Annotated in this window: 13 protein-coding genes and 1 pseudogene (1 of these 14 only partly in view); 3 read left to right on the top strand and 11 right to left on the bottom strand. The window is 67.5% G+C overall.

The window, feature by feature from the left end:
• Positions 1-261: the 3' portion of a M23 family metallopeptidase gene (locus D3874_RS04065; RefSeq protein WP_119776875.1), read on the top strand. The gene continues 1,293 nt to the left of window position 1, outside the view; only the last 261 of its 1,554 coding nucleotides appear in the window; its start codon lies beyond the left edge, outside the window; its stop codon occupies positions 259-261.
• Positions 262-321: 60 nt separating this feature from the next.
• On the top strand, positions 322-900 hold the full coding sequence (locus tag D3874_RS04060; RefSeq protein WP_119776873.1) for a TetR/AcrR family transcriptional regulator: 579 nt from the start codon (positions 322-324) through the stop codon (positions 898-900).
• A 58-nt stretch (positions 901-958) separates the two neighbouring features.
• On the opposite strand, the gene clpB is transcribed toward D3874_RS04060, so the two are convergent.
• The 10 genes and pseudogenes from clpB to D3874_RS04010 all read right to left on the bottom strand — a co-directional run bounded on the left by clpB (position 959) and on the right by D3874_RS04010 (position 14,762).
• Entirely contained in the window at positions 959-3,610 is a 2,652-nt protein-coding gene (clpB, locus tag D3874_RS04055) for an ATP-dependent chaperone ClpB (RefSeq protein ID WP_119776870.1), read from the bottom strand.
• 167 nt (positions 3,611-3,777) lie between these two features.
• Positions 3,778-4,266 (bottom strand): DUF4167 domain-containing protein, encoded by a 489-nt coding sequence (locus tag D3874_RS04050; RefSeq protein WP_233559831.1) that lies wholly within the window; start codon positions 4,264-4,266, stop codon positions 3,778-3,780.
• A 182-nt stretch (positions 4,267-4,448) separates the two neighbouring features.
• Entirely contained in the window at positions 4,449-5,303 is an 855-nt protein-coding gene (prmC, locus tag D3874_RS04045; RefSeq protein ID WP_119776865.1) for a peptide chain release factor N(5)-glutamine methyltransferase, read from the bottom strand.
• Positions 5,300-6,381, bottom strand: a pseudogene (gene prfA / locus D3874_RS04040) (peptide chain release factor 1). Before prfA ends, prmC begins: the two are co-directional and overlap by 4 nt.
• Before the next feature lie 2 nt (positions 6,382-6,383).
• Complete coding sequence (hisS, locus tag D3874_RS04035; RefSeq protein WP_119776862.1) at positions 6,384-7,628, bottom strand: histidine--tRNA ligase; 1,245 nt, start codon at positions 7,626-7,628, stop codon at positions 6,384-6,386.
• 140 nt (positions 7,629-7,768) lie between these two features.
• Positions 7,769-8,893 (bottom strand): flavodoxin-dependent (E)-4-hydroxy-3-methylbut-2-enyl-diphosphate synthase, encoded by a 1,125-nt coding sequence (gene ispG, locus D3874_RS04030; protein WP_456306436.1) that lies wholly within the window; start codon positions 8,891-8,893, stop codon positions 7,769-7,771.
• 15 nt (positions 8,894-8,908) lie between these two features.
• Positions 8,909-10,003, bottom strand: coding sequence for a helix-turn-helix domain-containing protein (locus D3874_RS31065; RefSeq protein WP_119776857.1), 1,095 nt, complete (start codon positions 10,001-10,003; stop codon positions 8,909-8,911).
• A 182-nt stretch (positions 10,004-10,185) separates the two neighbouring features.
• Positions 10,186-12,393: a phosphoenolpyruvate--protein phosphotransferase gene (ptsP, locus tag D3874_RS04020; RefSeq protein WP_233559830.1), complete on the bottom strand. Its 2,208-nt coding sequence runs from the start codon at positions 12,391-12,393 to the stop codon at positions 10,186-10,188.
• A gap of 53 nt (positions 12,394-12,446) precedes the next feature.
• Positions 12,447-13,508 carry an NAD(P)H-dependent flavin oxidoreductase gene (locus D3874_RS04015; RefSeq protein ID WP_119776851.1) on the bottom strand — a complete coding sequence of 354 codons (1,062 nt, stop codon included), beginning with the start codon at positions 13,506-13,508 and terminating at the stop codon, positions 12,447-12,449.
• 30 nt (positions 13,509-13,538) lie between these two features.
• Positions 13,539-14,762: an aspartate kinase gene (locus tag D3874_RS04010; RefSeq protein ID WP_119776849.1), complete on the bottom strand. Its 1,224-nt coding sequence runs from the start codon at positions 14,760-14,762 to the stop codon at positions 13,539-13,541.
• Between the two features lie 122 nt (positions 14,763-14,884).
• Here D3874_RS04010 and ubiG point away from each other — a divergent pair, with 122 nt between their 5' ends.
• On the top strand, positions 14,885-15,637 hold the full coding sequence (gene ubiG, locus D3874_RS04005) for a bifunctional 2-polyprenyl-6-hydroxyphenol methylase/3-demethylubiquinol 3-O-methyltransferase UbiG (RefSeq protein ID WP_119776846.1): 753 nt from the start codon (positions 14,885-14,887) through the stop codon (positions 15,635-15,637).
• Positions 15,638-15,644: 7 nt separating this feature from the next.
• Here ubiG and D3874_RS04000 read toward each other — a convergent pair whose 3' ends face one another.
• Positions 15,645-15,932, bottom strand: a complete 288-nt coding sequence (locus tag D3874_RS04000; protein WP_119776843.1) for a GIY-YIG nuclease family protein — start codon at positions 15,930-15,932, stop codon at positions 15,645-15,647.
• Positions 15,933-15,977 lie beyond the last annotated feature (45 nt).

Raw genomic sequence — 15,977 nt, 5'->3', positions numbered from 1 at the left:
ACCACCGGCCGCTCGACCGGGCCGCACCTGCACTACGAGATCCTGACCGCCGGCAAGCAGATCAACCCCAGGGTGTCCGTTTCCAATCCGGGCGGCGCCTGGCGGGCAAGGAACTGCGCGCGTTTACCACACGCAAGCGCGAGGTCGACGCCCTGCTGGCGTCCGCCCCCGTGCTGGCCGCCATGGCCGATCCGGTCGGGCCCAAGACCGAAGCACCGCCGCAATAAGGCGCAATCGCCAGGCTCGATGCCTGGCGATTGACCATTCCCCTTTAATATGATGTATATAATATTATATGAATAAGCCTCGAAGGAGGCCCTCTTGCGCTACCCCAGCGACCACAAGGAACGATCCCGCGCCCGCATTGTCGAGCAGGCGGCGGCCCTGCTGCGCGAACGCGGCATCGACGGCATCGGCGTGGCCGAAATCATGCGCCAGGCCGGCCTGACCCACGGCGGCTTCTATGCTCATTTCGACAGCAAGGAAGCCCTGGTCGAGGACGCCCTGGTCAAGGCCCTGGACGACACCCGCGACACCCTGGCCCAGCACGCGGCGACCCTGCCGCCGGCGCAGCGCCTGGAAGCGATCGTCCGCTCCTACCTGAGCCGCAGCCACCAGGATGCCCCGGGCAGCGGCTGCGCCCTGGCCGCCCTGGGCAGCGAAATCGCCCGCCAGCCGCCGCCCCTGCGCGCCGCCCTGACCAGGCAATACGACCGCCTGGTCGCCCTGATCGCCGGGGCCCTGGCGGATGCCGGCCGGCCGGCGGAGGGGGCATCGGCCATCGTGTCGACCATGGTCGGCGCGCTGACCCTGTCGCGCAGCGTCGACGACCCGGAGAAGGCGACGCAGATCCTGCGCCGTGCCAGGCAGGCCATTTTGACGCCGGCAGCCTCTGCATAGACCGCCATCCCGGAAACGGCACAGCCGTTACCCGGGACGGCGATCGAGGATGGCGATCTCAGGCGTTACCGGTGACCGGCGAGATGAAGGCCGGATCGGTCTTCGAGGCACGGAAGGCGGGGACGTCCATGTCGATCACCTTGCCGTTCAGGGCCAGTTGGCCGCCCTCGACGGTAACCTTCACCATATCGCCGTCCTTGACCTCGCCTTCCAGGATCAGCTCGGCCAGCGGGTTCTGCAGATTGCGCTGAATCACCCGCTTCAGCGGCCGCGCGCCATAGACCGGATCGTAACCGGCCTCGCCCAGCCAGACCCTGGCTGCATCATCGAGTTCCAGCGTCAACTTCTTGTCGGCAAGCAGCTTGCGCAGCCGGCCCAACTGGATCTCGACGATGCCGGTCATCTCGGCCCGGCCCAGGCGGTTGAACAAGATGACCTCGTCCAGCCGGTTCAGGAATTCCGGCCGGAAGGCACTGCGCACCACGGCCATGACCTGATCGCGGGTCCGCCCCGGGTGCTGGTCCGCGTCCTCGGCGGCGAGGAATTCGCTGCCCAGGTTCGAGGTCAGGATGATCACCGTGTTGCGGAAATCGACCGTGCGCCCCTGTCCGTCGGTCAGCCGCCCGTCGTCCAGAACCTGGAGCAGGACATTGAAGACATCCGGGTGCGCCTTTTCGACCTCGTCGAACAGGATCACCTGGTAGGGCCGGCGCCGGACCGCCTCGGTCAGGACACCGCCTTCCTCGTAGCCGACATAGCCCGGCGGCGCGCCGATCAGGCGCGAGACCGCGTGCTTCTCCATGAATTCCGACATGTCGATGCGGACCATGGCCTGGTCGTCGTCGAACAGGAAGGTCGCCAGCGCCTTGGTCAGTTCGGTCTTGCCGACGCCGGTGGGGCCCAGGAACAGGAACGACCCGATGGGACGCCCGGCATCCTGCAGCCCGGCCCGGGCCCGGCGCACGGCATTGGAGACCGCCGCCACCGCTTCGGGCTGGCCGACCACGCGCGCCGCCAGCAGCTTCTCCATCGCGAGCAGCTTGTCGCGCTCGCCCGCCAGCATCTTGTCCACGGGAATGCCGGTCCAGCGCGAGACCACGGCCGCGATATCCTCGTCGGTGACCGCCTCGCGCATGGAAGCCTGTTCGGAGGCCTCCTGCGCCTGCTCGATCTTGCGGGTGAGGTCGGGGATCACGCCATAGGCGAGCTCGCCGGCGCGCGAGAGGTTACCCTTGCGCTGGGCCTGTTCCAGCTCGCTGCGCGCGGCCTCGAGCTGCTCCTTCAGCTTCTGCTGCTCGTTCAGCTTGTCCTTTTCGGACCGCCAGCGCGCCGTCTGTTCTGCCGATTGCTGTTCGAGGTCGGCGAGGTCCTTCTCCAGCTTGACCAGCCGCTCCTTGGAGGCTTTGTCCTCTTCCTTCTTCAAAGCCTCGCGCTCGATCTGCATCTGCATGATGCGGCGGTCGAGTTCGTCCAGCGCCTCGGGCTTGGAATCGACTTCCATGCGCAGGCGACTGGCCGCCTCGTCCACCAGGTCGATCGCCTTGTCGGGCAGGAAACGGTCGGTGATGTAGCGGTTGGAGAGCGTCGCCGCGGCGACCAGCGCCACGTCGGCGATGCGCACGCCATGGTGCAGTTCGTACTTCTCCTTCAGGCCGCGCAGGATCGAGATCGTATCCTCGACCGTCGGCTCGTCGACGAAGACGGACTGGAAACGCCGCGCCAGGGCCGCGTCCTTTTCCACGTGCTTGCGATATTCATCGAGCGTGGTGGCGCCGACGCAATGCAACTCGCCCCGGGCCAGGGCGGGCTTCAGCAGGTTCGAGGCGTCCATCGCCCCGTCCGCCTTGCCGGCCCCGACCAGGGTGTGCATCTCGTCGATGAACAGGATGATGTCACCCGAGCCGGTCACCTCGTTCAGCACGGCCTTCAGCCGTTCCTCGAACTCGCCGCGGAACTTGGCGCCGGCCACCATGGCGCCGAGGTCGAGCGCCATCAGGCGCTTGCCCTTCAGCGATTCGGGCACGTCGCCGTTGACGATGCGCAGGGCCAGGCCCTCGGCGATCGCGGTCTTGCCCACGCCGGGTTCGCCGATCAGCACCGGGTTGTTCTTGGTCCGGCGCGAGAGCACCTGCATGGTGCGGCGGATTTCGTCGTCGCGGCCGATCACCGGGTCGAGCTTGCCGTCGCGCGCCGCGGCGGTGAGGTCGCGGGCATATTTCTTCAGCGCGTCATAGGAATCCTCGGCCGAGGCACTGTCGGCGGTGCGGCCCTTGCGCAGATCCTCGATCGCCTGGTTCAGGGCTTGCGGGGTCACCCCGGCCTTCTTCAAGGCATCGGCCGCCGCCGTGCCCGAGGCCATGGCGATGGCCAGCAGCAGCCGTTCGGCGGTGACATAGCTGTCACCGGCCTTCTTGGCCACCTGCTCGGCGGCTTCGAACAGGCGTGCCGTCTCCGGCGCCAGGTAGATCTGCCCGGCCCCCGATCCCTCGACCTTGGGCGGCTTGGCCAGTTCGGCCTCGATGCCGGCCAGCGCCGCCTCGGGCCGGCCGCCGGCCGCCTTGATCAAGGACGCGGCCAAGCCCTGCTCGTCGTCGAGCAGCACCTTTGCCAGATGTTCGGGCGTGAAGCGCTGATGGCCCGCGCGCACGGCCAAGCCTTGGGCCGACTGAACGAAGCCACGCGCACGCTCGGTATATTTCTCGAAATCCATGCCTGGGATCCCCTTGTCACTCGGGGGCGGCGGAGGTCAGGTCCGTCGCCTGGTCGCTCACCCATATAGTGTTGCTGTATTGCAACACAAGGGGGTGGGCAGCACCTTGATCCATGTCAGGAACGCGCAAGATCGGGCGGCATCTGCCGCCCGATCTCCAAGTCAGCTCAACCGTTGATGCGGTCGCTGTCCATATCGAAGTCGGGGATTTCCCCCTCGTCGTCATTGCCGCCGCCATTGGCCAGCGACAGGTCGAACGGCGGCATCTCGGGCTGCGGGCCGTTGCCGGGATTGCCGGGCTGGCCATTGGCCCCCATGCCGGCGGGGTTGCGCGGGGCAATCAGGTTGTTCGCCAGCATCAGCCGGTAATAGTGCTCGGCATGCTGCAGGTAGTTTTCGGCAGCAACCCGGTCGCCGGCCGACTGGGCGTCGCGGGCAAGCTGCTGGTACTTCTCGAAAACCGTGCTCGCCGTACCGCGGACCTTCACGTCGGGCCCGTTGGAATCATAGGTGCGGTTGGGGCCGTTGCCGGGCTTGCGCCCGCCACCGCCGCCGCCACCGCCACCACCGCCGCCGTTGTTCTGCCGGCCGCCGCGCGGCCGCTTGTTGTGCTGACCTGGTCTCATGGACGATAGGTACTTTCGCTCGAGTTCCATCCGGAAGTCGGGGGCAGGTGTCGCGCTCGCATGACCCGTCCCGCGGTTGCAGAACAGGCGTGGCATCAACACCGGGATGATCGAGGAGATCGCTAGCCCATCCCAGAGCGGCGATATCCGCCGCGCGATCTCCGATAACGAAACTAGCCCGCTACCAGCGGCTTTCCAAGCCTTTTTTAGGTCTATCCGCCCTGCTGCCCCAGCACGACACGGGCGATACCCGCCAGATCGTGACGTTGGGTCACGGCGGTCAGCCCCGTCGCCGACATCAAAGCGGCAACATCGTCCGCCTGCCCCTGCCCGACCTCGAAGGCGACGATCGCCCCGGGCGCCGCGATACCGTGCAAACCCTTGAGGATGGCCCGGTAGGCGCCCAGCCCGTCGCCTCCCGGGGTCAGGGCCATGCGCGGCTCGAACAGGCGCACTTCGGGCGCCAGGCGGGCAACCTGGGCCTCGGGAATATAGGGCGGGTTGGACACGATGACATCGAAGGTGCCGGCAAGGCCGGCACACCAGTCGCCGACGCGGATTTCCGCCCGCGCGCCCAGGCCCAGGGCGGCGATATTTTCGCTGGCCACCGCCGCCGCCTCGGGCGAGGCGTCGACCCCGATGCCGGTCGCGGCGGGGCATTCGCTGAGCAGCGCCGCCAGGATGCAGCCGGTCCCGGTGCCCAGGTCGAGCAGGCGCAGCGGTTTCCACCGGCCCAGGCCGATCACGCCCAGGGTCGCGTCGACCAGGGTTTCGGTATCGGGCCGGGGGTCGAGGGTTGCCGCCGTCACCTTGAACGGCAGGCTCCAGAATTCCCGCCGGCCCAGGATCTGCGCCATGGGGCGCCGCGCCGCCCGTTCGGCCGCGAGGGCCTCGACCCGGGCCACGTCGGCCACGGCCACGACATCGTCGCCGCGGGCAATGATCTGGGCCCGATCGAGGCCCAGGACGTGGCCGGCGATCAGTTCGGCGTCACGCCGCGGCCCCTCGACGCCCGCCATGCGCAGGCGGACCGCCGCCTCGTTCACCACCTGTTTCAGCGTGCTCACGACTGGCCGTCGAGATCGGCAAGCCGGGCCACCTCGTCGGCGGCGATCAGCGGCTCGATGATTTCGTCGAGCGCTTCGCCCTCGATCACCCGGTCGATCTTGTAGAGGGTCAGGTTGATGCGATGGTCGGTTACCCGGCCTTGCGGGAAATTATAGGTGCGGATGCGCTCCGAGCGATCGCCCGAGCCGACCTGGCCCTTGCGGTTGGCCGCGCGCTCGGCATCGGCGCGCTCGCGCTCCTGCTCGTAAAGCCTGGCACGCAGCACCTTCATGGCCTTGGCCTTGTTCTTGTGCTGCGACTTCTCATCCTGCTGCTGCACCACCAGGCCGGTCGGCAGGTGGGTGATGCGCACCGCGGAATCGGTGGTGTTGACCGACTGGCCACCGGGCCGGACGAGCGGAACACGTCGATGCGCAGGTCCTTCTCGTCGATGGCGATATCGACCTCCTCGGCCTCGGGCAGGACCGCGACGGTCGCCGCCGAGGTGTGGATGCGGCCGCTGCCCTCGGTCGCCGGCACGCGCTGCACCCGATGGACGCCCGATTCGAATTTCAGCCGCGCGAACACCCCGGCGCCGGTAATCGAGGCGATTACCTCCTTGTAGCCGCCGTGCTCGGCCTCGGACTCGCTCATCATCTCGACCCGCCAGCCGTGCAGGGCGGCGTAGCGCGTATACATGCCGAACAGGTCGCGGCCGAACAGCGCCGCCTCCTCGCCGCCGGTGCCGGCGCGGATTTCGAGGATCGCGGAACGCTCGTCGGCCGCGTCCTTGGGCAGCAGGGCAATCGCCACCGCCCGCTCGATCGCCGGCATCTGCTCGACCAGCGCGGCCTGTTCGAGCGCGGCCATCTCGCGCATCTCGGCATCGGAAGCGGAATCGGCGGCCATCGCCGCCAGATCGGCCAATTCGGTGCGCTTGGCCCGCAGGTCGCGGATCTTGGCGACGATATTGTCGAGTTCGGCCAGCTCGCGCGAGGCGCGCACGAACTCCGGCCCGCCGAGATCCCCCCGCGACAGTTCGGCCCCCAGGGCCTCGTGGCGCAGGAGGATGCGATCGAGTTGATCTTCCCGGACCATGGTCAGCGATACGCGCCCAGTGCTTCCTCGAGACCATCGAGCGGCAGGGCAAGCTCCTCCCGCGTGTCGAGGTCGCGCCGCTTGACGACGCCGGCCGCCAACTCCTCCTCGCCGATCAGCAGCGCCACCCGTGCGCCGTTCTTCGACGCCCGTTCCAGCCGCTTGCCGACATTGCCGCGATAGCCCTGCTCGACCACGAAGCCGGCCTGGCGCAGACGATGGGCGATCCGCAGCGCCGGCACCTCCGCCGCTTCGCCGATCGGCACGATCGCGATCGCCCGGGCCGGCACCGCCGGCGTCTCGATCATCATGCCCAGCCGCTCGATGCCGGCGGCAAAGCCGATGCCCGGCGTCTGCGGCCCGCCCATCAGCGGGATCAGGCCATCGTAGCGACCGCCACCCAGCACGGTTCCCTGGGCGCCCAGGTCCGTGGTGACGAATTCCCAGGCGGTGTGGCTGTAGTAATCGAGGCCGCGCACCAGCCGCTCGTCGAGGACATAGGCAATCCCCAGGGTGTCGAGCCCGGCCTTCACCTTGTCGAAGAAGGCGCGGGAGGCCTCGTTCAGATAGTCGAACATGCGCGGCGCGCCGGCCACGATCACCTTGTCGCCCTCGTCCTTGGAATCGAGGATCCGCATGGGATTGCGATCCAGGCGCCGCTTGCTGTCCTTCGAGAGCTTGTCGAGGAAGCCCGAGAAGTAATCGACCAGCGCCGTGCGATAGGCCTGCCGGCTTTCAGGATCGCCCAGGGTATTGAGATGCAGTTCGACCCGGTCGATCAGGCCCAGGTCGCTGAGGAAGTCATGGCCCAGGGACAGGACCTCGATATCGGCCTGGGGTTCGGCCACCCCCAGCAATTCGACATCGACCTGGTGAAACTGGCGCAGGCGGCCCTTCTGCGGCCGTTCGTAGCGGAACATCGGGCCCCAGCCATAGAGCTTCAGGGGCAGGTCCTTGGCCAGCCCGCCGGAGATGAAGGCGCGGGCGATGCCGGCGGTCATCTCGGGCCGTAGCGTGATCGACTCGCCGCCGCGGTCGGTGAAGGTATAGGTCTCCTTCGAGACGACGTCCGAGGTCTCGCCCAGGGTGCGGTGGAACACTTCCGAGAATTCGAAGATCGGCGTCGAGATTTCCTGAAAACCATAGCGCTGGGCCACGGCCTTGAAGATCCCGATGATATGGGCATGGCGTCGCGCGTCCTCGCCGATGAGGTCGTGAGTGCCGCGGACGGGCTGCAACGCTGCCAAGATGCTTCTCCTACTGTTCTCTCGTTTTCCACCCGCCTCCTTACCCAACCCTCTCCTCCCCGGAGGAGAGGGCTTCTCCCCCTCTGCCCTCAGGGCGGAGGGGATGGGGGAGGTGGGCAGGCTCGATGCTTGGGGGGTAGCTACTCGGCGGCCTCGGCGGCGGCTTTCGCCGCCTCGATCTCGGCAGCGCGCTTCTCGACCAGGTCGACCACGTGGTCGATCATCTCGCCGTCCTTGGTCTTGTGATCGGTCACGCCATTCACATAGACCATGTGATTGCCGTTGCCGCCGCCGGTGACGCCGATCATGGTCTCGCGCGCTTCGCCCGGGCCGTTCACCACGCAGCCGATGATCGACAGGGTGATCGGCGTCGAGATATGGGCCAGGCGCTTTTCCAGCGTCTCCACCGTCTTGATCACCTGGAACGCCTGGCGGGCGCAGGACGGGCACGAGATGATCGAGACGCCGCGATGGCGCAGGCCCAGGCCTTTTAGGATCTCGAAGCCGACCTTCACCTCCTCGACCGGATCGGCCGAGAGCGAGACGCGGATGGTGTCGCCGATGCCGGCCCACAAGAGCGAGCCGATGCCGATCGACGACTTGACCGTGCCGGTGGTCAGGCCGCCAGCCTCGGTCACGCCCAGGTGCAGCGGATAGTCGCACGCCTCAGCCAGGCCCTGATAGGCGGCCACGGCCAGGAACACGTCCGAGGCCTTCACGCTGATCTTGAATTCCCTGAAGTCGTTGTCTTCCAGGATGCGAGCGTGGTTGAGCGCGGATTCGACCATGGCCTCGGGGCACGGCTCGCCGTAGCGCTCGAGCAGGTCGCGCTCCAGGCTGCCGGCGTTGACGCCGATGCGCATGGACAGGCCATGGTCCTTGGCCGCCTTGACGACTTCGCGCACCCGCGCCGCCGAGCCGATATTGCCCGGGTTGATGCGCAGGCAGGCCGCGCCCGCCTCGGCCGCCTCGATCGCCCGGCGATAATGAAAATGGATGTCGGCCACGACCGGCACCTTCACTGCCCGGACGATGGCCTTGAGCGCGGCCGTCGAGTCCTCGTCGGGGCAGGACACGCGCACGATGTCGACACCGGCGGCCTCGGCCTGCTGGATCTGGGCGATGGTTCCCGCGACGTCCGACGTGACCGTGTTGGTCATGGTCTGGACGGTGATCGGCGCATCGCCGCCGACCAGCACATTGCCGACCCGGATCTGCCGGCTCTTGCGGCGGTGGATTTCGCGATAGGGACGAACGCTCATGATCTAAACCCCGCGCCCTCAGGCCGGTGGCCGCGCCGCGCCGCCCAGCAGCTTGTCGGGATCGAGGGGCACGTTACGGCGAACCTGCCCCGCGGCCCCCAATGGCCCGATCGACTTGCCGTCGACGAAGATTTCCAGGGCACCCGCGTTGCCGGTCACCAGCGTGACATCGGTGCGGGCCGGCACCACATAGGTCTCGCCCGCGCGCAGGATCTTGGTGAACAGCATCTCGTTGCCCGAGCCCTGGATCTGCACCCAGGCGGCATCGGTCGCCTTCAGCACCACCCTGCCCTCGCCCGGAACGGCAGAGGGCGCGGGTACGGCGACCGCGGCCGTCGTGTCGGCGGGCGGGGTTGCCGGCGGCGGCGCGATATCGGCAGGTGCCGGCGCCGGTGCCGAACCGGGGGGTGCGGCAACGACGCTGGGCAAGGCACCGGGGAAGGCCGGCGCGCCGGGCGATACGGTCAGTGCCGGCGCGGGTGCGGGCGACGCCGGCGCAACGGCGGCCGGGGCATCGGGGGCGGCCGCGCCGTAAGCCGACGATTGGGCGGCATAGGCCGACGTCGGGCTGGTCGTCGGCGCCGCGGCAACAGGGGCTGGCGGCGGTGCCGGCGGCGTTTCGGCCAATTCAGCGGGCACGGCCGGGACAGTCTCCGCCGGGAAGGTGTTCGAGCGCGAAAGATAGTAGTAGCTGCCGTAGACCAGCACCGCGAGCACGACCGACAACGACAGGACGCGGCCGGTGGGGAACTTGGCTTCCTGCACCGGCGCCGGGAAGACCAGCGGCCGGGTTTCGGGCGTGCGGTTCAGTTCCGCCTTGAAGGCATTGACCGCCCCCTCGCCATCGAGGCCCAGGGCACCGGCATAGGAGCGGAGATAGCCCAGGGCGTAGGTGAGCCCGGGAATGCCGTCGATGTCGCCACGCTCCAGCGCATCGAGATGGACGGCCTTGATCTTCAGCGCGGCGCCGATTTCGGCCGTGGTTCGGCCATAGGACAGGCGTGCATCGCGAAGCAGCGCGCCGACGCCTTGGTATTGATTGCCACCATCCGGCGCGTAGGGCGTCGGATCGTCCGGCTGGACCAGATATGGCTTGCGGTTGCCCAGTGCCATGAGAACTCTCGCTACGCCTTTGGCCGGTCGGCAGGGACGCGCATTAACGATACGACCGACCCGAACAGCCTCGCCGCGGACTCGACCATTTCGGAGAAAGCTGTCGCCAACATAAGAACAAGAGGCATTGAGTGCAATGCGTTAAGCGTCCATTCCGATGGTCAAAACCAGGAGAATTGGGGTTAAATGCGAACGCCGTGGTCGCGGGCGAAGCTTTCGATCTTGCCGCGCAGGGTGCGATCGGGCCCGTCGATCAACCGGTCGATATAGGCCCGGAAATCCCCGACATTCAGGCCTCTCAGCATGGCCTTCACAGGCCCGATCGAGACCGCGTTCATCGAGATCGAGCGGAAGCCCAGGCCGATCAGGGTCATCGCCTCGAGCGGGCGGCCGGCCATTTCGCCGCAGAGCGAAACCGGAACATTGGCCTGGGTGCAGGCATCGTTGATGCCTTTCAGCAGCTTCAGCGCGGCCGGCGCCAGAATATCATAGCGGCCCGAGACCTTGGGATTGCCGCGATCGGCGGCAAAGAAGAACTGCAGCAGGTCGTTCGACCCGATCGAGATGAAGTCGACCAGCGGCAGCAGGGCCGGCAATTGATAGGCCAGCGCCGGGACTTCCAGCATGGTGCCGACCCGGATCGCCTCGGGCAGCGGCCGGCCCAGGCGGTCCAGGCGCCGCCGCTCCACTTCCAGGATCTGCCGCGCCTGGCGGAACTCCGCCACATCCGCGACCATCGGGAACATCACATGCAAGGTCCGGCCCGCCGCCGCAATCAGCAGCGCCCGCAACTGGTAGCGCAGCAGCGCCGGCCGATCGAGCACCAGGCGGATCGCCCGCCAGCCCAGGGCCGGGTTCTCCTCGCGGGCGGCGCCCAGGTAGGGCAGCACCTTGTCGCCGCCCACGTCCAGGGTGCGGAAAATCACCGGCCGGTCGCCCGCCGAGGCCAGCACATTGGCATAGAGTTCGATCTGCGCCGCCAGGCGGGGCATGGTCGAGGAGACCATGAACTGCAGCTCGGTCCGGAACAGGCCGATGCCATCCGCCCCGGTTTCGACCAGGTGCGGCAGGTCGACCATGAGGCCCGCGTTCATGTACAGCTTGATCGGCACGCCGTCGCGGGTCTCGGCCGGGACATCGCGCAGGGCGGCGTATTCCGCCCGCTGCTCGACCCTGATCCGCAGGTTCTCGGCAAAGGCGGCGGCGACCTCCTGGGTCGGCCGGAAGATCACCTGGCCGGTATCGCCGTCGGCGATGACGACGTCGCCGGGATCGACCCGTTCCAGCACCCTTTCGCAGCCGCCGACCAGCGGAATCCCCAAGCCGCGCGCAACGATGGCGACATGGCTGGTCTGCGAGCCTTCCTCCAGCACCACCGCCTTCAGCCGCGTGCGGTCGTAATCCAGCAGTTCGGCCGGGCCCATGCTGCGGGCGATCAGAATCGCCTCTTCCGGCAACTCGTCGCCCGCCGCCGTCTCGGTCTTGCCGGCCAGATGCCGCATCAGCCGGTTGGCCAGGTCTTCCAGGTCGGACAGCCGCTCGCGCAGGTAGGGATCGGTGATCGAGCCCATGCGCGCGCGGGTTTCCATCTGCACGCGCTCGACCGCCGCCTCGGCGGTCAGGCCCGACTTGATCGCTTCCTCGATTTTCTCGCGCCAGCCGCGGTCATGCGCGAACATGCGGTAGGCTTCAAGGACATCGCGGTGTTCGCCGGTCGACACTTCCTGGTCGTCGAGCATGTCGTCGATGCGGCGGCGCAGGCCCGACATGGCCTCGGCCAGGCGGTTCAACTCGACGACCGGATCCTCGGCGATCAGGCTGTCGACGGCGACGCGCGGCTCGTGCAGGACGGCCACGCCCAGCGCCAGGCCTTCGGCCAGGCCGACGCCGTCATAGATGTAGGGCTCGCGCCGGCGCAGTTCGGCTTCGCGGAATTCCCCGGGATCGACCAGTTCGCCCTGGCCGACCAGTTCGGCCAGCACCATGGCGATGGTCTGCATCGCATCGATCTCGTCTTCGTCGTACTCCCGCATGGTGCGGTTCTGGACGACGAGGACGCCGACGACGCGGCCGGCGCGGATGATCGGCACCCCGACCAGCGAGTGATAGATCTCTTCGCCGGTCTCGGGCAGGTAGGCGAACTTGGGGTGCGACTGGGCATCGGGCAGGCTGAGCGGGGTCGCCGTGTCGGCGATCGTCCCGACCAGGCCCTCGCCCACCTTCAGCCGGGCCTTGTGCACCGATTCCGGATTCAGGCCTTCGGTGGCAAACAGCTCGAGCACATTGCCGGCCCGCAGCAGATAGATCGAGCACACCTCGGCCACCATGTTGGCCGCGATGTTGCGCACCACCTGGTTGAGGCGTTGTTGCGCGGGGCCCGCCCCCGCCATGACTTCACGCAGGCGCCGGAGGAGAGCACGCGGGCCACCAGCACCCGGCACGATCATGCCCTGAGCGGTTGCGGTGTGGGCACCGCGTTCAGGGCCAGCCGCGAGGTCAGCGCCGCCGCTGCCTGATTGACCAGTTCCTCGATGATTTCCGCCGTCGGCTGCTCGCGCGTGACCATGCCGACCGACTGGCCGGCCATCAGCGAGCCGTTCTCGACGTCGCCATCGATCACGGCGCGGCGCAGGGCGCCGGCCCAGAAATGTTCGATCTCGAGAATGGCCGCATCCTTCTCGACCTCGCCACGGTTGAACCGGGCGACGATTTCCGCCTGCGTCTCCATAAAGCGTCGCGTGCCCTGATTCTGCAAGGCGCGCACCGGGATCACCGGAAAGCGCGGATCGAGCTGGACCGAGGGCATGGCATCGCGCGCCGAGGCCCGGATGAAGGCCTGCTTGAATTTGGGATGGGCGATCGATTCCGTCGCGCAGACGAAGCGGGTGCCGAGCTGCACGCCCGACGCGCCCAGCTCGAGATACATGGCAATCGCCTCGCCCCGGCCGATGCCGCCGGCGACGAAGACCGGTACCTCCCGGACCTCGGGCAGGATTTCCTGGGCCAGCACCGCCGTCGACACCGGGCCGATATGGCCGCCCGCCTCCATGCCCTCGATCACCAGGGCATCGACGCCCGAGCGCACGAACTTCTTGGCCAGCGACAGGGCCGGGGTGAAGCAGATCACCTTGGCACCGCTGGCCTTGATCCGCTCGATCGCCCACTTGGGCGGCAGGCCGCCCGCCAGCACCACATGGCCGACCTTGGCCGCGACGCAGATGTCGACCAGTTGCTCGAGCTGCGGGTGCATGGTGATCAGGTTGACGCCGAAGGGCTGGTTGGTCAGGGCCTTGGTCCCCGCGATCTCGGCCTCCAGCAGGTGCGGCGGCATGGCGCCGCAGGCGATGACGCCGAAACCGCCGGCATTGGAAATCGCCGCCACCAGGTGGCGTTCCGAGACCCAGGACATGGCGCCGCCCATGATCGCGGTGCGCGTGCCGAAGAATGCGCACCCGCGCTGCCACAGCCGGTCGAGCAAATCCCGTCCGGTGACCGAATTGGCCATTTAGCGCCCCTCTTCTTCTCTCATGCCGAATCAGGCAGCGGCATCAAGGCCATAGGCGGTGTGCAAAGCGCGCACCGCAAGCTCGGTATAATCCTCGGCGACCAGCACGCTGATCTTGATCTCGGAGGTCGAGATCACCTGGATGTTGATGCCTTTGGCGGCCAGCGTCTCGAACATCTGGCGGGCGATGCCGGCATGGCTGCGCATCCCCACGCCGATGACCGAGATCTTGGCGACCTTGCCGTCGGTGCGCAGTTCCTGGAACCCGATCGCACCGCGATGCTCTTCCAGAATGCTGGTGGCGCGCACAAGGTCCGCCTTGCCGACGGTGAAGGTGAGATCGGTGGTGCGGCCATCGTCCGAGACGTTCTGCACGATCATGTCGACATTGACATTGGCATCGGCCAGCGGCCCGAACACCCCGGCGGCGACGCCCGGACGGTCCGCCACCTTCACCACGGTGATCTTCGCCTCGTCGCGGCTGTAGGCGATGCCAGAGATCAGTTCCTGTTCCACGATTTCATCCTCATCGACCACCAAAGTGCCGGGCTTGTCCTCGAAGCTGGAGAGCACCTGAACCCGGACGTGATGCTTCATCGCCATCTCGACCGAGCGGATCTGCAGAACCTTGGCGCCGACCGACGCCATCTCCAGCATTTCCTCGTAAGTGATCTTATCCAGCTTGCGGGCCCGTTCAACGATGCGCGGATCGGTCGTATAGACCCCGTCCACATCGGTATAGATGTCGCAGCGATCGGCCTTCAGCGCCGCCGCCAGGGCGACCGCCGAGGTGTCCGACCCGCCCCGGCCCAGGGTAGTGATACGGTTATCCGGACCGACGCCCTGGAACCCCGCGACCACGGCGACCTGGCCGTCCTTCATGCGCCGTTCGATCTCGGCCGTGTTGATCCCGCCGATCCGGGCCGAGCCATGGGCCCCGTCGGTCTCCAGCGGGATCTGCCAGCCGGCCCAGGAGCGGGCCGAGACGCCCAGTTCCTGCAAGGCGATGGCCAGCAGGCCGGCGGTTACCTGCTCGCCGCTGGCGACCACCGCGTCATATTCGCGGGCATCGTGCAGGGGCGCGATCTCGCGGCAATAGCCCACCAGCTTGTTGGTCTCGCCCGACATGGCGGACACCACGACAGCGACCTCATTGCCGGCGTCGGCCACGGCTTTGACCCGGCGCGCCACATTCTTGATGCGCTCGACAGTGCCGACAGACGTGCCGCCGAATTTCAGGACCAGGCGGGCCATGCGCAGGATACTCCAGATCAGGCAAAGTTGGCCGGTTCAGCACGTCTCTTGGCTGGCCGGCGGCAAAAGGCGCGTATACATATCCCCCGAGTCGAGCACTGGCAAGGTGACGAGAATTGGCGATGGCAGGCGAACAGGCAGAGCGGACCACGATCGACGCAGCGGAAGTCGCGCAATTCGCCGCGATTGCCGACGAATGGTGGGATCCCCGTGGCAAGTTCAAGCCGCTGCATAAGTTCAACCCCACCCGCCTCGCCTATCTGCGCCACCGTATCGGCGCTCATTTCGGCAAGAATGCGGCAGAGGCGAGCCCCTTCGCCGGGTTGCGGGTGCTCGACATCGGCTGCGGCGGCGGCCTGCTGTGCGAGCCCATGGCCAGGCTGGGCGCCACCGTCGTGGGTGCCGACGCGGCCGAGCGCAACGTGAAGGTGGCAGCCGTCCATGCCGAGCAATCGGGCCTGTCGATCGACTACCGCCACACCACGGCCGAGGCCCTGGCGGCCGCCGGCGAGCGATTCGACATCGTCTTGAACATGGAAGTGGTCGAGCACGTGGCCGACATCAACCTGTTCATGGCAGCCTGCGCCGCGATGGTGAAGCCCGGTGGCGTGATGGTCACGGCGACGATCAACCGCACCCTGAAGGCCTTTGCGCTGGCCATCGTCGGCGCCGAATACGTGCTGGGCTGGGTCCCCCGCGGCACCCACCACTACGATAAATTCGTGCGCCCCAGCGAACTGGCCGCCGCCCTGCGCCTGACCGGCATGGCGATCAGCGAATACACGGGGGTGAGCTACAACCCCGTCGCCGACGAATGGCGCCTGGGCAAGGACTTGGACGTGAACTACATGGCGTTCGCGACGCGGCCAGCCTGATGAGACGTCACCGACTGATCGAGTCATAGAGGTCGTCCCAGGTCGGATTCGTCGCCTCGATCAAGTTCATCTTCCACTCGCGCCGCCAATGCTTGAGTTGCTTTTCACGGGTTATGGCGGCGGTGATGTCGTCGTGGCGTTCAAACCAGACCAAGCGGGCCACGCCGTACCGCGCGGTGAACCCGGGCACGCCTTTGGTCCGATGGACATAGATGCGCCCAACGAGATCGCTGGTCACGCCGGTATAGAGCGTGCCATTGCGGCCCGACGCCAGGATATAGACCCAGCCCGCCATTGATAGACCCGTCACCCCGCCAGTGGATCCCCGCCTGCGCGGGGA

Source organism: Oleomonas cavernae (assembly GCF_003590945.1).
GTDB lineage: Bacteria > Pseudomonadota > Alphaproteobacteria > Zavarziniales > Zavarziniaceae > Zavarzinia > Zavarzinia cavernae.
Note: the sequence above shows the minus strand (reverse complement) of the source record. Positions and strands in the feature narration are given on the sequence as shown.

Bases quoted from the DNA above. Each gene is read 5' to 3' on its own strand.
- clpB (WP_119776870.1), bottom strand. From the start codon at position 3,610: ATGGATTTCGAGAAATATACCGAGCGTGCGCGTGGCTTCGTTCAGTCG.
- D3874_RS04050 (WP_233559831.1), bottom strand. From the start codon at position 4,266: ATGGAACTCGAGCGAAAGTACCTATCGTCCATGAGACCAGGTCAGCAC.
- D3874_RS31065 (WP_119776857.1), bottom strand. From the start codon at position 10,003: ATGGCACTGGGCAACCGCAAGCCATATCTGGTCCAGCCGGACGATCCG.
- ptsP (WP_233559830.1), bottom strand. From the start codon at position 12,393: ATGGCGGGGGCGGGCCCCGCGCAACAACGCCTCAACCAGGTGGTGCGC.
- D3874_RS04015 (WP_119776851.1), bottom strand. From the start codon at position 13,508: ATGGCCAATTCGGTCACCGGACGGGATTTGCTCGACCGGCTGTGGCAG.
- D3874_RS04010 (WP_119776849.1), bottom strand. From the start codon at position 14,762: ATGGCCCGCCTGGTCCTGAAATTCGGCGGCACGTCTGTCGGCACTGTC.
- ubiG (WP_119776846.1), top strand. From the start codon at position 14,885: ATGGCAGGCGAACAGGCAGAGCGGACCACGATCGACGCAGCGGAAGTC.
- D3874_RS04000 (WP_119776843.1), bottom strand. From the start codon at position 15,932: ATGGCGGGCTGGGTCTATATCCTGGCGTCGGGCCGCAATGGCACGCTC.